The following is a 17,734-nucleotide window of genomic DNA, read 5'->3' on the forward strand; positions in this document are numbered from 1 at the left end:
CCCGGGGCGCCCTGCCGCGGGGGGCGGGCCTGCCGCGCGACGGGCGGCGGCGCGCGCCTGCCCGGGGCGCGTGCCGGTGGGCGGTCACGGGAGCAGCCAGTCGACGGGGCGCTGCGCGGAAAGGTGCACGGCCGCGGTGACGGGCGTGGTGGAGTCGACGGTGTACGGGGGCCCGTCGTCGGAGGACCACCGGTAGCCGGATCGGGTGCCGGCGCGCTCCAGTTGGACGAGCACCGCGACGGGGTTGCCCTGCCGGGTGAACCGGGCGGCGAGCCGGGGGTCGCCGAGGAAGCCGGTGAGCTGCGCCGGCGTCTGCGGGGTGCGGCCGACGGCCCGGACGCGGCCGCGCAGCACGCCGAACCGCTGCCGGGGGGCGGACTGGACGTCCAGGTCGACGCGGGCGCCGACGGGGACGGCCGCGGCGCTTCCGCCGGTGACGTACAGCAGGGCGACCAGGGGTTCGCCGGGGTCGCGCACCTTCTCCACGGTCGCGACGTCCGCGCCGGTGGCCAGGACGGCGCCGGTTCTGGCGGAGAGCGTCGTCACCCGCCCGCCGGCGACGGCGCGCACCGTCCGGCTGCCCCGGTCGGTGGCGACCTCCAGCAGGGGTGCGCCCGGGGGCAGCAGCTCGCCCTCCTTCGCGAGGACTCCGGTGACTTGTCCGGCAAAGGGGGTTTGCAGTAGGTAACTACCTTCGGAATGGGTGAGAATGCCGGAGGCGGTCAATTTGGAAGAAACCGATCCGGTACCTGCCCAAAAGGCCGCTGCCGCCATGACGGCGACCGTTACGGCCAGCACCAGCCGGCCTTGCGGGCGGGCATAGCGCAGGGGCACGTCGAGCTCTTCGGGTGATTGCAGCTTGGCGAGTGCCTTTTTACGGAACTGCACGAACCATTCCTTCTACTGCATTCGCCCCGAACGGTGGGGGCCGACCGTTAAACGGGTGCCGAATTATCTGGGCGAAAAGAGCGGCCGGGGCCGGGGCAGCCATGAACCCCGGGCCGCGCGGGCTCCGGGGTTCACGGGCCTTGCGGCTCAGAGACCGGCGACACCGGCGTGGGTGTGGACGCCGGCGATGCCCGCGACCTGGCCGGGGAGGGCCTGCGCGGCGTGCACCGTCTGCAGGGAGTCCACGAGGTTGTGGACGTCGCCGGTCACGGCGCCGACGAGGCCGCCGGACACCGCGGCGATACCGCCGGAGACGGCGTCCAGCTCTGCGTCGGCGATCTCACGGGTCTCGATGTTGTCACGCATGTGTGCGCACCTTTCATTGGTCCGGCTGTTTATCGAAGGCCACAGCGTCCCGGTCGGAATCGACCACCGTCCGGAGAACCGCTGCGGTGCGCAGATATAAGCACGCGGACGGGCAGCACAGCCAACTCCGCGCATGCCTGCCGGCGGGCGGACGCACCGTTTCCGTGACGGCCTTTCTCATTTATTCGCCGAATCATTACAAGTCCTTCACAGGATCGAGTAACAGATATCCGCCCTCCCGCGCCCTCGCGGAACATAGACGGACACACGCGCATCAAGCGCGCCGGGCATAACCGGGCATACCGAGAAGCACTGCGGGGGCTGCGCAGCGACCGGGCAAAAGTTGTGGAGATTTGCTGAAGCGACAGCCGGTGAAGGGGCTGTTACCCGGGGTACAGCCCGGGCCGCGCGGCGCGCCTCAGTTCGCTGACGCGCCCGCCTGCGCCGCCTGCGCGTCCCCCGCCTTGCGGCGGGCCCGGTGGGCCGCGGCGGAGGCGCGGTTGCCGCAGATGAGGGGGGAGCAGAAGCGGCGGGACTGATTGCGGGAGGTGTCGACGAAGACCTCGGCGCAGCGGTTGCCCACACAGACGTGCAGCCGCTCCGTTCCGCTGGTGGTGACGACGGCCAGCAGGCCCATCGCGGCATTGGCGGCGTACTGGTCGACCGGGGACGCGGCCGGGGACGCGACGTGCAGGTGCCAGGAGCCGTCGTGGTCCGTGTAGTGGGGCACGGCGTGGTGCTCGGCGAGGACGCGGTTGAGCAGCGTGACGGCGGTCGGCGCGTCGGGGGCGTCGAAGACTTCGCGCAGGACGGGCCGGAGCCGGTGGGCGGCGGCGAGGTCGTCCTCGGTCAGCGGGGCCGCGGGGGACATGCCGTGGTCGGCGAACAGGGCCGACAGCCCGTCAACTTCCGGCAGTTTTTCGATATTTCGCACGATGTTGTAGGTGTTGACCAGGTCTTCAGCCAGCGTCACCGAAGCCTCTGAGTAACTAGTAAACCGCACCATGACTCCGTACTATGGCTTCCTGTCGGTGCCACCGCACGCATGGTGGCGCGGCGCCGCACCCTGTTGCCCGCTCCGAAGCAGAGGGCTCGATGGATTCACAAAAGGCATTACCCACCCCTGTCTCGACAGCGGACACCCATTCTCCCCCGGCCGGCTTCCGGGAGGAAGTGCTGTTCGGGCTGCGGGCCGCCGTCCCCCTGGCCGTGGCCGTGTTCTGCTTCGCCGTGTCGTTCGGCATGGTCGCCCGCGCCGCGGGCATGGGGGTCCTGGCCCCGCTGGTGATGTCCCTGACCACCTTCGCCGGGTCCGCGCAGTTCGCCGCCGCGTCGGTGCTGGGCACGGGCGGCGGGATCGCCGCGGCGATCGTGGCCGCGGTCCTGCTGAACTCCCGGTACCTCCCCATCGGGATCAGCGTCGCGCCGGCGATGACCGGTGGAGTGCTCAAACGCTTCCTGTCAGCCCAACTGGTGGTCGACGAGTCCTGGGCCGTGGGCCACATCGGCAACGGCCGCTATTCCCGCGGGCGGCTGCTCGGCGCCGGCGTCCTGGTCTACGCCGCCTGGGTGGGCGGCACGGCGGTCGGGCTGCTGGGGGCGCGCTATCTGGGCGACCCCGAGCGCTTCGGCCTGGACGTGGTCTCCCCCGTCCTGTTCATCGCCCTGCTCAAGGGGCAGATCACCAGCCGCAAGGCGCTCGCCGCCTCCGTACTGGGAGTCGCCATCGCCCTGACCCTGGTGCCGTTCGCGTCGCCGGGCGTCCCATTGATCGCGGCCACCGCCGCCTGCCTGCTGGGGTTGAGGAAGCGATGAGCGGAGTATGGCTCGCGGTGCTCCTGGTGGGGGCCGTCTCCATGGTGCTCAAGGCCACCGGCCCGGTCCTGCTCGGCGGCGAGGAGCTGCCGGACGCCATGCAGCGGGTCGTCACCCTGATGGCCCCGACCCTCCTGGCCGCGCTGATCGCCACCCAGATGTTTGGTGACGGCAAGGCGTTGGTGATCGACGCCCGTGCCGTGGGCCTGGTGGTGGGCGCCTTCGGAGTGTGGCGGAAGTGGCCGACCCTGCTCGTGGTGGTGCTGGGCGCCGCCGCGACGGCCCTGACCCGGCTGGCGACCTGACGGCGGGCACCCCCGCCGCCCCGACCCCGAACCCCAGGGAGATCCCGATGGTCACCACCGGAACCGGCACCGAGGTCCTCCGGGACGACGGCACCGCCGGCGCCGAGGTCCCGTCCACCGCGGCCCTGTGGGACGCCTCCGTCCGCCTGGGCGTCCCCCTCGGCGTGCCGCCCGTGCCGCTGCGGCCGGCCGCACCGGGCATGCGCTGCACCGGACCGCTGCGCCGGGTGCGGCACACCCAGGGCGTGGTGTCGATCTTCGAGGGGCTGGACGCCGCCGTGGCCGGTGAGGTCCTGCTCATCGACAACGACGGCCGCACGGACGAGGCGTGCGTGGGTGACCTCGTCGCCATCGAGGCCCGGCTGGCCGGTGTCGCGGGCCTGCTGGTGTGGGGCTGCCACCGGGACACCGACGAACTCGCCGAGATCGGCCTGCCGGTGTTCAGCCTCGGCCCTTGCCCGGCGTCGCCGCGGCAGCGCCCGCGGGACGAGGCGCCGCCGGCCGGGACGCCCCCCTTCGAGGCGCGGGACGGCGACACGGTGGTGGCCGACGCCGACGGGGTCCTGACCGTTCCCGCGGCGGCCCGGCAAGGCGTGCTGGCCACGGCCGGCGGGATCGTCCGCGCCGAGCGGATCCAGGCCGATCTGGCCCTGCGCGGGATCAGCCTGCGCGACCAACTGGGCTGGGAGCAGTACCTCGCCCGCCGGCGGGAGGACCCCGGCTACACCTTCCGGTCCCATCTCGCCCGGGTGAACGGAGCGCTGGAATAGTCGAGTTGACCGCCATGGGCGAGCGACCCGCCGCCGCGCAGCATCGTCGTGCGCCGCTTCTGCGGCCCGCACTGCGGTGCTCCGTCCCGGGGGCAGAGCCCGGCTCCGCCGGGGGTGAGCGTGTCCATGGAAGGTTCCTCGTCTCCTCGTCGGCGGTTTCGTCCGGCAGGACGTTCTGCGGGCCCCGGCCCGGCCCTCGGTGGACCCCCGCCGCCGGGGGCCGGACCGGGACCCGCAGAACGGCCCGGAAGGCGGACGTTCGCAATGGTGCAGGACGCTCAGGAAGAGGCCGTGGGCAAGTGCGTACGGACGAAGTCGAGTTGGCGGTGGAACATCGCCACGCGTTCCTCCACGGCGGTGACGCTGTGCCCGGCGTCGTACTCGTGGAACAGGTGCGGCACACCGCGCTCCGCGAGCCGGCCGGCGTACGCGCGGGCCTGCTCGACGGGGCAGCGGGCGTCGTTGGTGCCGGCGCAGATGAACACGGGCGCGCACACGTCGTCGACGTAGGTGACGGGCGAGGCGTCCCGGTAGCGCTCGGGGACCTCCTCGGGCGAGCCGCCGAAGAGGCTGCGGTCGAGCGCCTTGATCTCCTCCATGGCCTGGTGGTGGGCGTCCGCGCAGTCGGCGACGGGCGCGCCGGCCAGCCCCAGCGCCCAGTCCTTGGGCTGGACGCCCAGCGCGAGGAGGGCGAGGTAGCCGCCCCACGACCAGCCGGCCACCACCAGGCGGCCGGGGTCGGTGATGCCCTGGTCCACCGTCCACTGGCGCACGGCGGCGACGTCCTCCAGCTCGGTGAGGCCGACCCGGGCCCGCAGGGCCTCGGTCCACGCCTGGCCGTAGCCGGTGGATCCGCGGTAGTTGACCCGCACCACCGCGAAGCCGTGGTCGACCCAGGCGGCGACGGTCGGGTCGAAGGCGTCCTGGTCCTGGTCGTCGGGGCCGCCGTGCAGCAGGAACACCGCCGGGTGCGGGCCGGGTCCGGCGTCGGGCACGCTCAGCAGGGCGTGGATGCGGCCGCCGGGGCCGTCGACCCACAGGTCGCGGGCCTCGGTCGTCAGCGGCGGCACCCGGTGCGGGGCCGGGAAGCCGGGGTCCGCCAGCAGGCCGCGGAACCGCGGGGGCCGGGCGGAGCTCGACCACAGCAGCCAGGCGTCGCCGTCCGGCCGGGTGCGGGCGTGCTCGATCGTGCCGGCGGGGGTCTCCAGCCGGGTCAGCTCCCCGCCGCGCACGTCGTAGCGGTAGGCGGTCGAGCGGGCCTCGAAGTCGTGGACGACCAGCAGGGAACGGGCGTCCTGGAACCACTCCACCGACACGTCGCCGGGCAGGCCCAGGCCGATCTCCGTGCGCTCGCCGGTGCGCGGGTCGAAGATCACCGGTTCCCAGCGGTCGTTCCGCTGGTGCTGGAGCAGCAGCCGGTCGTCACCCCGCACGGGGGAGAAGCCGACGGCCTCCAGGCCGCCCTCGTCGTCGGCGAGATCGGCGACGGTGGAGCCGTCCGCGGCGGCGAGGATCCGCACGCCCAGGTCCCACAGGTCGCCGCGCTCGCTGTGCGCGATGACGGCCAGGTCCAGGGAGCGGGAGAGGTCCACGGCGAAGGCGGGCTCGTCGTGCCGGTAGAGGGTGCGGGCCGAACCGCCGGGCAGCACCAGGTGGACGGCGACGCCCTCCTCGGTCGAGCAGCCGAGGAGGGCGTGGCCGCCCAGCCCGACGGCCAGCCCCGAGGGCCAGTACAGGCCGGTGGAGGGCACGGCGGGCTCGTCCGGTCCGCCCTCGAAGGGCTGGCGCATCCACTGGCCGTACTCGTCGCCGCCCGCGTCGGCGAACCACCACACCGCCTCGCCGGACGCCTCGATCGCGCACTGCTGCGTGCCCGACGGGCGGTCGGTGACCTGACGCAGGGTGCCCGCCGCGCGGTCCCAGCAGTACACCTGGGCGACGCCGGACGCGTCGCCGACGAACACACAGCGCTGCGGGGCGCTCTTGGCCCACGCGGGAAGGGTGAAGCGGGGCGCGCGGAAGCGCTGCTCCCACAGGGGGGTGTCCGCCGTCTGCGGCCGGGGTGCGGTCATCGGTGGGGTTCTCCTACGGCTCCGTCGGGTGCCCGCGCCCTCCCGCGACAGGAGAACGGCGGGCTTCGGGCAGGGTGGGGCACCAGGCAGCCGGAACCGCCGGTGCGGCCCTCGGGCCGGACCGGCGGTGGCGGGTCAGTGACAGCCGCAGTTGGCCGCGGTGACGCGGTTCATGCGCCGCCGGGGCCGCTCGCCGCCGGCCTCGGTGCCGGTGCCGGCCAGCGGCTCGGTGCTCCCGGCGGCGGTGACCGTGCTCGTCGAACAGGCCAGCGTCAGCTGGTAGGGCGTCTGCGGGAGGGAGCCCAGGACCAGGTGGACGGACGCCTGCGCCTTGCCCGCGGAGGCGGAGTTGGCCTCGGTGTTGAACGGCAGCGGCTGCGAGGCGGTGCTGAGGCCGAATTCGATGCCCGACACCATGGAGTGGTCCGGGTGCTCGGCGAAGAGGCTCTCCAGCGCCGCGGCGGCGGTGCCCGATCCGGTGGCGGCGGCCTTGAGGTCGGTGACCTCCCCGTCCTCGACCGTGAGGACGAGCGGGTAGTGGGACAGCCCCGTCAGCTGCTCGTACAGCTCGTGGCGGCGGGCGTCGCCGTCGGTGCGGCTGCGGACGACCGGCCAGCCCTTGACGGCGACCTGGCCGGAGAAGGCCGTTCCGGTGGTGTCGGCGCCCAGCCGCAGCCGGCCCGTCGGGGCCAGCTGGACCGAGCCCGGCTTGAACACCCCGAGGTCGGAGCGCGTCCAGTTCGGGTGGGTGGTGGTCAGCTTCGCGACGGATCCGGTGAGCGGGTCCTCGATCTGCACTCCGCCCGCGGTCTCCAGGGCGGCGGTCAGCTTCGCGGCCCGGCGCTCCACCTCGTCGGGGTCGGTCCGCTCCAGCGCTTCCAGCAGGGAACGCGTCTGGTCGAGCGCGAGCGGGCCGGTGCCCATGCGGAGGGCGGCGACGGTGCGCCCGGGGCCGATCTCGACGGTCGGTGCCGTCAGCAGGGCGTCCGTTCCGGCGATGACCAGGACGTCGGATCCCTCGGGCACCTCGGACCGCAGGACGTCCGCCAGCGGGCGGCCGGGCTCCACGGCGACGGTGGCGCATTTCTCGTAACGCTGTGCGGACTCGATCTGGAAGGAGTCGGCGAGCGCCTTTTCCAGGACGAGCACGAACTGGTGACGGCCTGCCGGAAACTGGCGGTAGCTCTCAGGACGGACGACAATCACGCGACACCCCCAGATGTGTATATTGCGTCTCGGCGAGGCGGGTCGAGTCAGCACCTCGACCCGCCTCGCACTGGGCTGTGTCAGCGGACCAGCCCGTTACTCGGGTCAGCCCAGGAGGGTCCCGAGGTAGTTGCTGTTCTTGCGAACCTTGATGGTCTTCTTCATGGGAAACACCCCCTCTCCCCTTCGCGGCGGCCGGGTCCCGGGGGATTAGCCCAGGAGGGTCCCGAGGTAGTTGCTGTTCTTGCGAACCTTGATGGTCTTCTTCATGGAGAACACCCCCTCTCGCAATATCAGCGGCCGGGTCCCGGGGAATCAGCCCAGGAGGGTCCCGAGGTAGTTGCTGTTCTTGCGAACCTTGATGGTCTTCTTCATGGGTGCCACCTCCCGCCGTTGTTTATTTTTTCTTTCGAGCGCTCCCCCGCGTCCGGTGACGGCCGGTCAGCCGGCCATACGGACACTGGGAGCGCCGCCTTTGTTGCCCAGCACCACTTCACCGCTCTCGGTGTAGACGGTGGTGTCGGGCGAGATGATGTCGAGGTGGTACTGGGTGAAGGGCGTGAGCCCGAGTCCCCAGTGGAGGCAGCCCTGGTCGCCTCCGTACACCTCGTTCATCGCGTGGTTGCCCGGCAGGATGTCCAGGCTGGTATTGAGGGCGTGTCCGATCTCCCAGACCAGGGTGTAGCGGGAGTCGATCTCGAACATCGCCTCGAAGGTCTTGGCGACCGGGGCGCCGGCGGGGCGGTGCGGCCGCAGGGAGGTGATCGAGCCCTTGCGCACCTGGGCGATCACCGCCTCGTGCTCCAGCCCGGCCAGCTTGCCCTGCAGGCGCGCCTGGTCCTTGCGGGTGAAGGACGGGGTGCCGTTGTGCAGGATGGGGAATCCGCGCAGAGCGATGTCCCCTTCCAGCGGCAGGTGCAGGCTCTCGTCGAATTCGACGATCTGCATCGGCAGGACGCTGATCTCGCCCGAGGGGACGATCTGCTGCTCGCCCCACTCCAGCGGGCCGGCCTGCTGGTTCCAGACCAGGTCGTCGGCGAGGTGGTCCAGCACGGCTCGGGTGCCATGGCGTTCGTCGACATAGACCAGGTGGTCCGTGGATTCCGCCAGCTCGAAGAACCGGTCGCTGAACTCGGCCTGTTCCTGTGCCGAGGTGCGCTCGATCACTCCGATGAAGTGCCGGATGATCTCCAGGTCGGTCGGGGTGGAATTGCACGCCATGCCCATGAGCTTGCGCCGCGGGCCGAGCGCCTCCTCCGACGGGGACTCGAAGAATCGGTACGGGGAGATCACCAACGAGTGCGATTCCTGAGGAATCGTTTCTTCGGCGAGCATTTTCTCAAAGTCGTCGCCGGGCCCCAGGATGATCGTCCGGTACTCCTTATAGGGGGCGTCCTTGACGATCTCGAACTCTTTTTCCGTCTCCTGATTGGTAATCAAACAGAAGACGCTTCCCTCGGCCGGACCGAACTGGCTGAACCGAGCGGGATTGATCTTAATTGCCATATCGGGCTTACCCCCAGGTGGCTGCTGACCTGTCGTTAGAAAACCGTACGGCGGGAAGTCCGCGCAATACGATCAGGTACATCGGCTGGATTGCGTGCGGGTTTAAACCTTCACTTGACCGCATTGCGGCCTACATACCATTGGTCCGGATTGGCAGGGGTCTCGCGGGAGTTCGCCCACCGGCCCGCCGGGCCACGGCCGTCCGTAATCTCACTATTCATCCGGTGACGCGGCTTTCGCCCCATACCAGAATGATCTATTCCGAGGCCGGCGCGCCCACCCTCGTCCGACCACCCTCCAGGGGCGGCGACACGCCTGCCGACTCGCTTTCAGCCATGATCGACAGGCGTTGGCATACCTACGGGGCAAGGACCGCAGGAAGCGGGGCAGCGAGCCCCGGTGTGACGTGAATCACTGACCAATCCGCTCAGGTCGGGCGATCGGACGATGGCGGGGCCCGCGCGGCACGAACGCAGGCCGCCGGACCACCGGAAGAATCGCTGCCGTACGGCGTTCACTGTGTCCGGAAATCGCGAACTCGTGTCTGAGACAAGAAATTTGACGGTCCGACAGCTGCAGCACGGGAAGGCGGTCTGACGGGTCAGCGCCCGGTGAACAGGTTGCGCACCCGTCGACGCGCCCGCCCGGCGGCCGGGTAGGTGTCGTCGTCAGCCGTGTCGTCCGGCCCCTGGAGCACCGTCCAGCTGACCGCGGAGACGGCCGGTTCCAGGGACAGCCGGCTCACGGCCTCTTCGAGGAGGCTGTCGTCCCGCCGCTCGGTGGTGAGGTCGGCTGCGACGGTCACCTTGCCCTCCGTCTCCGCGTCCCGGCTGTACACCGAGTGCAGCCGGAAGCCCGGACGGGCCACGGCCTGGACGACGAGGGTGCGGATGTGGGCCTCCTCGGGCGCGGTGCAGACGGCCTCGAAGTGGTAGTCCGTGACCACCTCCGCTCCCCCGCGCGGCTCCCGGTCCAGGCCCCGGGCCAGTGGGCGGAGCAGGGTGTTGGCGCAGACCACGCCTGTCGTGCCGAGGGCCGCGACAATGTACAGACCGGTTCCGGCGAGGGCGCCGACGGCCGCCGAACACCACAGCGTGGCCGCGGTGTTGAGGCCGCGGATGCTCAATCCGTCCCGCATGATGACGCCCGCGCCGAGGAAGCCGATGCCGGAGACGATCTGCGCGGCGACCCGTGAGCCGTCGTAGCCGGCCGTGCTCGTCGCGGTGGAGAAGCCGTACTCCGAGAGCAGGACGAAGAGGGCGGATCCGGCCGCCACCAGCGCGTTGGTCCGCAGCCCTGCCATGCGGGCCCGCCATTGGCGCTCCAGTCCGATGATCGCACCGAAACCCAGGCCGGCCGCGATGTTGGCCGCCATGTGCCATTCGTTGACGATGGCCACGATCCACCCTTCTCGTCGTGTTGTGTCTCTCTTATCGGCCGGTCACGGCCGGGTGCTGAACCGCCGGACGTGGGTGAGGGCGCGGCAGCGGCGTCCGTGTGCCGGCCCGGGGCAGGCCGGAGCACCCCAGGGGACTCGGGCGTGCGGGCAGACAGGGAGAGCCGGGCGGCCCGGAGCGGGGGAAGACGCGCGACAGCACCGGCGGCACAAGGGCCGCGGTGTCAGTTCAGCGGACGATCAGCGCGGTGCTCGGCGGATCGGGAGCGGGACCGGCATGCTGTGGCGAGGACTTCCCTCGGGACTCCGACTGGTCATCCCGATCACCTCCTCGCTGGTACGGACAGCACAGGCGCCACGCGGAGAAATCACGCGGAATACGGCCGGAGCGGCACCTTCAGCCCCTAGCTTGCCATAAGACATCAAGCCGCCCGTCAAAGGCGGGTCATGCGAAGGTCAAGCCATGGGCAGAGTTCTGAGCGGTGCCGGCCGGGGGGCGCGGAGGACGCCGGGCGGCCGCCGGCGGGTGGCGCGCTGGTGTGCCGGGGTGCTGCTGGCCCCGGTGAGCGCGGTCCTGCTGTGCCGGGCGGGCGGGGTGGACGGGACCACGCCGGTTCCCCAACTTCTCGCGTTCCTGCCGTGGTTGCTGGTGCCCGCGGTGGTGGCACTGGTGCTGTCGGCGGGCGGGCGCTGGCCCGTGGGCTGCGTGTGGGGGCTGCTCGCGGTCGGCGTCACGGGGTTCTTCCTGCGCCCGCACGACACCGGGCGGCCGCCGCCGACCGGGCCGGTGCGAGCCCAACTGCGCGTTCTCACCGCCAACCTGGAGTTCGGCGGGGCCACTCCGGGCCTGCTGGAGGCGCTGCGCCGGGAGCGGCCCGACCTGGTCGCGGTGCAGGAGTGCGCGCCCGCGGTGTGCGGGGCCGCACTCGAAGGTGCCGAGGTGCGGGCGGCGTATCCGTTCCGCCGGATCGTCGGCGGGGGTGACGCGGAGGGGTCGGCGATCCTCAGCAGGTTTCCGCTGGAGCCCGACGGCGGGGTGCGCGGGAGGCTGGCGATGCCGGGGGCGCTCGTGCGGGTGCCGGGGAGCGGGGGTGAGGTGAGGTTGCGGTTCCAGGTGGCGCACCCGATGCCGCCGGTGCCGGGCGGGGTGGGGGTGTGGCGTACGGAGCTGGGCCGCATCCGGGACATGGCGGCCGGGCGGGGTGCGGTGGCGACCGTCATCGCGGGCGATTTCAACGCCTCGCAGGACCACGCGGCGTTCCGCGCGGTCCTGGACACCGGGATGCGCGACAGCGCGGCGGCGGTGGGCCGGGCGCGGACGCCCACGTGGCCCGCCGGGTCGCAGCGGCTGGGGGTGCGGCTGGGGGTGCGGCTTGGGGTGCAGATCGACCATGTGCTGGTCAGCGCCGCTGTCGAGCCTCGGTCGGCGCGCTTTTTGGACTTGGGCGGCACGGACCACCGGGCGTTGGTGGTCGATGCGGGGCTGCGGGGCTGACGAGACTTCGACTGCGGGTCCGTCGTTGCCGCGTTGCCGCGTTGCCGCCTGCGGCGGGGCCGTTGTTCTGCCGCCTGCGGCGGCGAGCGCCCTGCGGGCGCGTCCTCAAACGCCGGACGGGCTGGTGGTGGCTGAGCTCAGCCACCACCAGCCCGTCCGGGGGCACCTCCTGGGGGCACCCCCAGCGGTAGCTGGGGGAGCTTGAGGACACCGCCGCGCAGCGGTGGTGCACCCCCATGCCCCGCCGGCCAGGCACCGCCGTGAGAGACACTAAGGGGATGTCGTCACCACGCCGCACCTGTCCCGTCTGCTCCCGCGAGATCGCCGTCGTCGGCGGGCGCTACGCCCGCCACGACCCGCCGGGCCGCCGCGCGTCGTACGACCTCATCTCCTGCCCCGGCTCGCGCCGCTCGGCTCCGCTGCTGTCGACGGCGCCGCGGCTCTTCGACCCGGAGGAGCCGCCGATGGAGGGGCAGCAGCAGCTCTTCTGACCCCCGTCAGGGGGAGTTTTCCCCACCGACTCCCCGCCTCCCGGCGCCACATAATGGCGGCGCGGCCCGCCCGGCCGTCCCCGGAGCCGGCCGGCTCCCCGAGAAAGGCGCAGGTCAGATGGTGCGGTTGGGTCGACGCATGGTGGGGGATGGCTTCCTGGCCCTCCGGCGGTCGCTGACGCTGTGGCGGCTGTCGATCGTCGCGACGGCCCTCTCGCTCACGGTCGCCATGATGGTGCTGCTGCTCGGCACGGGCCTGGGCCTGCTGATGATGCCGCGCACGGTGGCGGCGGTGCGACGGCTCGCCGACCGGCAGCGGGAGCTGGCCGGCCGCTGGTCCGGTGAGCCGATACCCGACCCGTACGAGCCCCCGCCCTCCCCGGCCCCCACGGGCGTCCTCGCCCGCTGCGCCCGGCTCGTCAGGGACGGCCAGACCTGGCGCGACTGGCTGTGGGTGACGCTCGACCCGATCGTCGGCGGCCTGCTGGCGATCCTGCCCGGCGCGCTGTTCCTGGCCAGTTTCTGGGGCATCGGCATGGTGTTCTACGGCGTCCCCCTCCACCGGCACCTGGACGGCCTGCACTTCGAATTCATCCCGATCCTGGGGCAGCGCACGGCCCTGCTGGCGAGCGTCACGGGCCTGGCCCAGATCCCCTTCTCCCTCTGGGCCGCCCCGCGCCTCGTCCGCGCCCACGGCCGCTGGACCCGCTCCCTGCTCGCGCCGAGCGCGACCGCGCGGATGGCCCACCGCATCGAGCACCTGTCCGCCACCCGTACCGACGCCGTGGACGCCCAGATGGCCGAGATCCGCCGCATCGAACGCGACCTCCACGACGGCGCCCAGGCCCGCCTGGTGGCCATGGGCATGACGCTCGACGCGGCCACCCACCTGCTGGAGAGCGACCCCGGGGCCGTCCGCGCCCTGCTCATCGAGGCCCGGGAGTCCTCCTCCAAGGCCCTGGAGGAACTGCGCGACCTCGTCCGCGGCATCCACCCGCCCGTCCTCGCGGACCGCGGCCTCGCCGACGCGGTCCGCGCCCTGGCCCTGGTCTGCCCGCTCCCCACCGAGGTCACCGTCGAACTGCCCGGGCGCCCCGAGCCGCCCGTGGAGTCCGCCGCCTACTTCGCCGTCTCGGAGGTCCTGACCAACGCCGCCAAGCACGCCGGCGCCGAAAAGGCCCTCGTCGACCTCCGTTACGATCAAGGAATGCTGCGGATCGCCGTCACCGACGACGGGCACGGCGGCGCGGACCTCACCCGGGGCACGGGCCTGCGCGGCATCCAGCGCCGCCTCGCCACCTTCGACGGCACCCTGACCGTCCACAGCCCTGCCGGCGGCCCGACCCTGGTGACGATGGAGCTCCCGTGCGTATTGTCCTCGCCGAAGATCACTTCCTCCTGAGGGACGGCCTGGTCCGCCTCCTGGGCGCCTTCGGCCACGAGGTGACGGCGGCCGTCGACAACGGCCCCGACCTGCTGACGTCCCTCACCGCCTGCCGCCCCGACCTCGCGATCGTCGACGTCCGCCTCCCACCCGGCTTCGCCGACGACGGCCTCCGCGCCGCACTGGCCGCCCGCCGCGAGCTGCCCGGCCTGCCCGTGCTCCTGCTGTCGCAGTACGTGGAGCCGCTGTACGCGCACGAGCTGCTGGCGGACGGGGCGGGCGCGGTGGGCTACGTCCTGAAGGACCGGGTCTCCAACGGCGCGGTCTTCATGGACACGATCCGCCGGGTGGCGGCCGGCGGCACGGTGATGGACCCGGAGGTCGTCACGAAGCTGCTGACCGCGAAGGCGCGGGACCGCCAGGTATCGGCACTCACGCCACGGGAACGGGACGTCCTGGAATGCCTGGCGCAGGGCCGCTCGAACGCGGGCACAGCGGAGGCCCTCTTCATCACGGAGAAGGCGGTGGCCAAGCACATCGGCAACATCTTCCCGAAGCTGGGCCTCCACGCGTGCGAGTCGGACAACCGCCGGGTGCTGGCGGTACTGGCGTACCTGGGCGCTGACGTCAGCGCAGGGAGCCGGCTTTGAGGGCACGTATGAGGGCGGCGAGGTGGCGGGGGGTGAGGGTGAGGGTGGTTCGGGGGGTGTCGCTCTCGCGGAGGTGGATGCGGTTGGGGCCGGAGGCGAGGTTGAGGCAGGCGTCGCCCTCGCTGCAGTAGCTGGACTTCTGCCAGATTTGAGTCACTGTCTTCCCCCTTCACGGTCGAACCTGCCTGCCTTGACGGTACGTATGAATCGGGCGAGGTGGTGGGTGGTGAAGGCGAGAGTGGGGCCGGGGGTGTCACTCTCGCGGAGCCGGATGCCATCGGGGGTAGTGATGACGACCAGGCAGGCGTTGCCCTCACTGCAGTAGCTGGACGTGCGCCAGGCGGGCGTCACCGCAGTTCCGGGGCGGCGAGTCGCCCGGCTTTGACCGCCCGTATGAGGGAGCGCATCTGCGGCGGATCCGTGAACAGCACGACGTCAGGCGTATCGCTTTCGCGCAGCAGAATATGGGCGGGTGTCGCGGCGAGATTGAGGCAGGCGTTGCCTTCGCCACTGAATGAGGACTTCAGCCAAGCCTGTGTGGACAACTCATTCACCTTCCAGGGTCGGGATGATGCTCTTGATGAGTTCGCGGGAGTCGGCCTCACCGAGCGCGACGGCCTCCATCCGATCCAACACGATGCGATAGCGTTCAAGTTGTGCCTGCGCATCGAGCAGTTCCGAACCGTGCTCGGTGTCCAACTGCACGGTGTCCAGCTGGGGTACGGGGCCCACGGCGTAGGAGATCGACTGGCCCGAACCCGGGAACGTCCCGGCGTCGAAAGGAATCACCAGCACCGTGATGTGCTCGCGGTTGCTCATTTCGACGATGTGCCGCAGCTGCTCTCGTGCGGTACCGGGCCCTCCGAAGCGCATGCGCAGAGCTGCTTCATGAACGATGGCGGTGTAAGGCGTCGGGTCGCTGCGGTAGAGCACCTCCTGCCGCTTGATGCGATGAGATACGCGGTGCTCCACCTCAGGTGGCGGAAGCTGCGGCACCACTTGCCGGAAGATCTCCCGAGCGTGTTCGGCTGTCTGGAGAAGGCCGGGCAAGTGGGAGATGAATGCCGTACGCAACGCCACCGCGTGGTGCTCCAGCTCCGCCAGGTCGAGGAGCCCTGCGGGGAGAATTTCCCGGTACTCCTCCCACCAGCCTTTCTTCCGGTCCTCGGCCATCCCGATCAGGGCATCCACCAACTCCTGGTCGGCGCAGCTGTAGTTACGAGCAAGCGCACGCAGGCGGTCGGCGCTCACGCCGAAGCGGCTGGCCTCGATGTTGCTGATCTGCGCCTGGTTGGTGCCCAGCAGGCGGCCGGCCTCGGTTGAGGACATGCCTGCCCGTTCCCTCAGCTTCCGAAGCTCTGCTCCGAGGCGGAGTTGACGCGCCGTCGGGCTGGTTCTCACGGGCATCTTTTGTTTCTTCCTCCTGCTCGCGCACACCGTGCGTCACTCACACGGGTGCGGCATGAGCCATTTTGCCGATCTCGCTAAATAACTTCAGCGGAACGCGCTACGGTGTGGCGCAGGCCACTCACCCGGCCCACCGCAAACGCGGAAGCGCACCGAACTGCCCGTAGGGCACCCGGCATTGACACCGCGCGGTACTCACGCTCGCCACCTCCTCCAAGGAGCCTCCATGGCCACCGTATCCCCGGAGAACCTCTGGTCGTACACGCTCAACCTGCCGCATGACCCCCGTTCGACAGGCATCGCGCGTCTCACCTTGCGCGGGATCCTCCGCAGTCACGGACGTTCCGAACTGGTGGACGATGCCGTGCTGTTGACAAGCGAGCTCGTGACGAACGCGTACCGCAACTCCGAGGGCCCGGCGGAGTTGCGGGTCAGGGAGCGGCCGGAGGTGGGGGTGCGGATCAGCGTGTGGGACACGAACCCGACCGTACCGGCCCCGTTCGATACGCCACCGGGTGATCGGGAGCGCGCGGGCCGGGCCGGCAAGGCCCAGGCCCACGGCCTGCTGATCGTCCGCTTCTGTGCGGAGAACTGGGGTAGTCACACGTTCGGCGGCCCGTACTCCGGTGTCGGCTTCCGCGGCAAGTTCCTCTGGTGCGAACTCGGCGGTAAGTCCCCGTCCGACTGGGGCCGGGGGCGGTTGCGTCGCGTCAGGCAGTGAGGCCCGGTGTCCCCAACGAACCGCTAAGGCCCTCAGCGGCGCGCGAATGACCCGATATGGGCGATATGCAAGCCCCCGAAATCCCGTTAGCGGTACGTTCGGGACGCCCGCCCCGCCAGGGCGCCGGCTCCTGGCCGAATAGTCCCTCTCCCCGTGATCCCCGGCGCCGACTACCGTGCCACGACGCGGGGGTTCGCTCGGGCAAAGAGGGGGCTGACGTACGTGTTCTACTGCGTGTTCAAGTCCGTGGTGCTGATCCCGCTCCTGCGGTGGCTTCTCCGGCCGCGGGTGGAGGGGCTCTGCCACGTACCGCGGACGGGGGCCGCGATCATCGCGGGGAATCATCTGTCTTTCTGCGACCACTTCCTGATGCCGACGGTGATCAAGCCGCGGATCTCCTTCCTGGCCAAGATGGAGTACTTCACCGTCCCCGGGCTCAAGGGCCGCTTGATGGCGGGGTTCTTCCGGGCGATCGGGGCGATTCCGGTGGACCGTTCCGGACGGCAGGAGGCGCAGGCGGCGGTCGAGACGGCGCTGGACGTCCTGCGGAGCGGCCGGCTGATGGGCATCTACCCGGAAGGGACCCGCTCGCACGACGGCCGGCTGTACAAGGGGAAGGTCGGCGTGGCGGAGATGGCGCTGAAGGCGGGGGTTCCGGTGATCCCCTGCGCGATGATCGGCACGTTCGAAGTCCAGCCGACGGGCCGCCGCCTGCCGCGCGTTCTGCCGGTGACGATCCGCTTCGGTGAGCCGCTGGACTTCTCGCGGTACGCGGGCATGCAGGAGGAGCGGCTGATCCTGCGGGCGGTGACCGACGAGATCATGTACGCGATCCGGAAGCTGTCGGAGCAGGAGTACGTGGATACGTATGCGGCGGAGGCGAAGGCCAAGGCGGCGGTAGCCGCGGGGCCTGAACGTCGGGCCTCCGGCCGGGTGGCTGAGGAGCGTCGGGCGGCGGCGTGAGCGGGCGGCTGGCCGGTTGTCCCACCGGCCAGCCGGACATGTGCCAAGGTGGTTTGCTAAGGCTCGACTGACCGCGCCTTTTCTACCCGCAGTTTAATCTGCCGATTGTGCTCAGAATGGTCTACGACCTTCGCCGCCACGTGGTTACCAGGCGCAGGCCAAGCTGTCGGTGCGACGGGAGCCCCGTGGGGCAGATAGGCGATGGCATCCACTACTGCCACCGCGTCTGGGAAGTCGGAGAATTTCACGAAGAAGCCGAACGGCCTTTGCGTTTCTACGATTCCGTCTACGTGCGAGTC

At 71.0% G+C, this 17,734-nt stretch carries 20 protein-coding genes; 9 read left to right on the forward strand and 11 right to left on the reverse strand.

From position 1 onward, the window contains the following. Positions 1–84 precede the first annotated feature (84 nt). The 3 genes from ABZ951_RS03610 to ABZ951_RS03620 form a co-directional block, all read right to left on the reverse strand. Entirely contained in the window at positions 85–888 is an 804-nt protein-coding gene (locus tag ABZ951_RS03610; RefSeq protein WP_344085684.1) for an HlyD family efflux transporter periplasmic adaptor subunit, read from the reverse strand. A gap of 147 nt (positions 889–1,035) precedes the next feature. After that, the gene (locus tag ABZ951_RS03615; RefSeq protein ID WP_344085687.1) at positions 1,036–1,254 is read right to left on the reverse strand and encodes a hypothetical protein; all 219 of its coding nucleotides are present in this window, start codon (positions 1,252–1,254) and stop codon (positions 1,036–1,038) included. Between the two features lie 418 nt (positions 1,255–1,672). Then, positions 1,673–2,227 (reverse strand): CGNR zinc finger domain-containing protein, encoded by a 555-nt coding sequence (locus tag ABZ951_RS03620; protein WP_344085690.1) that lies wholly within the window; start codon positions 2,225–2,227, stop codon positions 1,673–1,675. A gap of 200 nt (positions 2,228–2,427) precedes the next feature. On the opposite strand from ABZ951_RS03620, the gene ABZ951_RS03625 reads away from it, so the two are divergent. The 3 genes from ABZ951_RS03625 to ABZ951_RS03635 are packed head-to-tail and all read left to right on the forward strand — an operon-like array spanning position 2,428 to position 4,144. Further along, positions 2,428–3,069, forward strand: coding sequence for an AzlC family ABC transporter permease (locus tag ABZ951_RS03625; RefSeq protein WP_344085693.1), 642 nt, complete (start codon positions 2,428–2,430; stop codon positions 3,067–3,069). Continuing rightward, positions 3,066–3,374: an AzlD domain-containing protein gene (locus tag ABZ951_RS03630; RefSeq protein WP_344085696.1), complete on the forward strand. Its 309-nt coding sequence runs from the start codon at positions 3,066–3,068 to the stop codon at positions 3,372–3,374. Before ABZ951_RS03625 ends, ABZ951_RS03630 begins: the two co-directional genes overlap by 4 nt. A 47-nt stretch (positions 3,375–3,421) precedes the next feature. After that, positions 3,422–4,144, forward strand: a complete 723-nt coding sequence (locus tag ABZ951_RS03635) for an RraA family protein (RefSeq protein WP_344085699.1) — start codon at positions 3,422–3,424, stop codon at positions 4,142–4,144. A 278-nt stretch (positions 4,145–4,422) separates the two neighbouring features. Here ABZ951_RS03635 and ABZ951_RS03640 read toward each other — a convergent pair whose 3' ends face one another. The 4 genes from ABZ951_RS03640 to ABZ951_RS03655 form a co-directional block, all read right to left on the reverse strand. Beyond that, positions 4,423–6,216, reverse strand: a complete 1,794-nt coding sequence (locus tag ABZ951_RS03640; RefSeq protein ID WP_344085701.1) for a prolyl oligopeptidase family serine peptidase — start codon at positions 6,214–6,216, stop codon at positions 4,423–4,425. Between the two features lie 135 nt (positions 6,217–6,351). After that, positions 6,352–7,422, reverse strand: coding sequence for a hypothetical protein (locus tag ABZ951_RS03645; protein ID WP_361278790.1), 1,071 nt, complete (start codon positions 7,420–7,422; stop codon positions 6,352–6,354). Positions 7,423–7,863: 441 nt separating this feature from the next. Then, complete coding sequence (locus tag ABZ951_RS03650) at positions 7,864–8,862, reverse strand: hypothetical protein (protein WP_344085707.1); 999 nt, start codon at positions 8,860–8,862, stop codon at positions 7,864–7,866. A gap of 667 nt (positions 8,863–9,529) precedes the next feature. Continuing rightward, positions 9,530–10,327, reverse strand: coding sequence for an MgtC/SapB family protein (locus ABZ951_RS03655; RefSeq protein ID WP_344085710.1), 798 nt, complete (start codon positions 10,325–10,327; stop codon positions 9,530–9,532). A 460-nt stretch (positions 10,328–10,787) separates the two neighbouring features. Between ABZ951_RS03655 and ABZ951_RS03660 the strand changes: the two genes are divergently transcribed. The 4 genes from ABZ951_RS03660 (at position 10,788) to ABZ951_RS03675 (ending at position 14,344) form a co-directional block, all read left to right on the forward strand. Beyond that, on the forward strand, positions 10,788–11,819 hold the full coding sequence (locus ABZ951_RS03660) for an endonuclease/exonuclease/phosphatase family protein (RefSeq protein WP_344085713.1): 1,032 nt from the start codon (positions 10,788–10,790) through the stop codon (positions 11,817–11,819). A 278-nt stretch (positions 11,820–12,097) separates the two neighbouring features. After that, the gene (locus ABZ951_RS03665) at positions 12,098–12,310 is read left to right on the forward strand and encodes a hypothetical protein (protein ID WP_344090580.1); all 213 of its coding nucleotides are present in this window, start codon (positions 12,098–12,100) and stop codon (positions 12,308–12,310) included. A gap of 139 nt (positions 12,311–12,449) precedes the next feature. After that, positions 12,450–13,712 (forward strand): sensor domain-containing protein, encoded by a 1,263-nt coding sequence (locus ABZ951_RS03670; RefSeq protein ID WP_344090582.1) that lies wholly within the window; start codon positions 12,450–12,452, stop codon positions 13,710–13,712. Further along, positions 13,676–14,344 (forward strand): response regulator transcription factor, encoded by a 669-nt coding sequence (locus ABZ951_RS03675; RefSeq protein ID WP_344090584.1) that lies wholly within the window; start codon positions 13,676–13,678, stop codon positions 14,342–14,344. The genes ABZ951_RS03670 and ABZ951_RS03675 overlap by 37 nt, the downstream gene beginning before the upstream one ends. Here the strand turns inward: ABZ951_RS03675 and ABZ951_RS03680 are convergent. From ABZ951_RS03680 to ABZ951_RS03695, 4 genes are read right to left on the reverse strand one after another with little or no spacing between them, the layout of a single operon-like run. Then, a complete protein-coding gene (locus tag ABZ951_RS03680) occupies positions 14,322–14,501 on the reverse strand; it encodes a DUF397 domain-containing protein (protein ID WP_344090587.1) in 180 nt (59 codons plus the stop codon). The genes ABZ951_RS03675 and ABZ951_RS03680 overlap by 23 nt on opposite strands. Beyond that, entirely contained in the window at positions 14,498–14,695 is a 198-nt protein-coding gene (locus tag ABZ951_RS03685) for a DUF397 domain-containing protein (protein ID WP_344090589.1), read from the reverse strand. Before ABZ951_RS03685 ends, ABZ951_RS03680 begins: the two co-directional genes overlap by 4 nt. Continuing rightward, entirely contained in the window at positions 14,692–14,889 is a 198-nt protein-coding gene (locus ABZ951_RS03690; protein WP_344090591.1) for a DUF397 domain-containing protein, read from the reverse strand. The genes ABZ951_RS03685 and ABZ951_RS03690 overlap by 4 nt, the downstream gene beginning before the upstream one ends. A 1-nt stretch (position 14,890) precedes the next feature. Beyond that, positions 14,891–15,751, reverse strand: coding sequence for a helix-turn-helix transcriptional regulator (locus tag ABZ951_RS03695; RefSeq protein WP_344090594.1), 861 nt, complete (start codon positions 15,749–15,751; stop codon positions 14,891–14,893). Positions 15,752–15,977: 226 nt separating this feature from the next. Between ABZ951_RS03695 and ABZ951_RS03700 the strand changes: the two genes are divergently transcribed. Continuing rightward, on the forward strand, positions 15,978–16,472 hold the full coding sequence (locus ABZ951_RS03700) for an ATP-binding protein (protein ID WP_344090596.1): 495 nt from the start codon (positions 15,978–15,980) through the stop codon (positions 16,470–16,472). Positions 16,473–16,694: 222 nt separating this feature from the next. Continuing rightward, positions 16,695–17,435 (forward strand): lysophospholipid acyltransferase family protein, encoded by a 741-nt coding sequence (locus ABZ951_RS03705; protein WP_344090598.1) that lies wholly within the window; start codon positions 16,695–16,697, stop codon positions 17,433–17,435. The last annotated feature ends 299 nt before the right edge of the window (positions 17,436–17,734 follow it).

The organism is Streptomyces sp. NPDC046215, from assembly GCF_040646215.1.
Lineage (GTDB): Bacteria > Actinomycetota > Actinomycetes > Streptomycetales > Streptomycetaceae > Streptomyces > Streptomyces stramineus.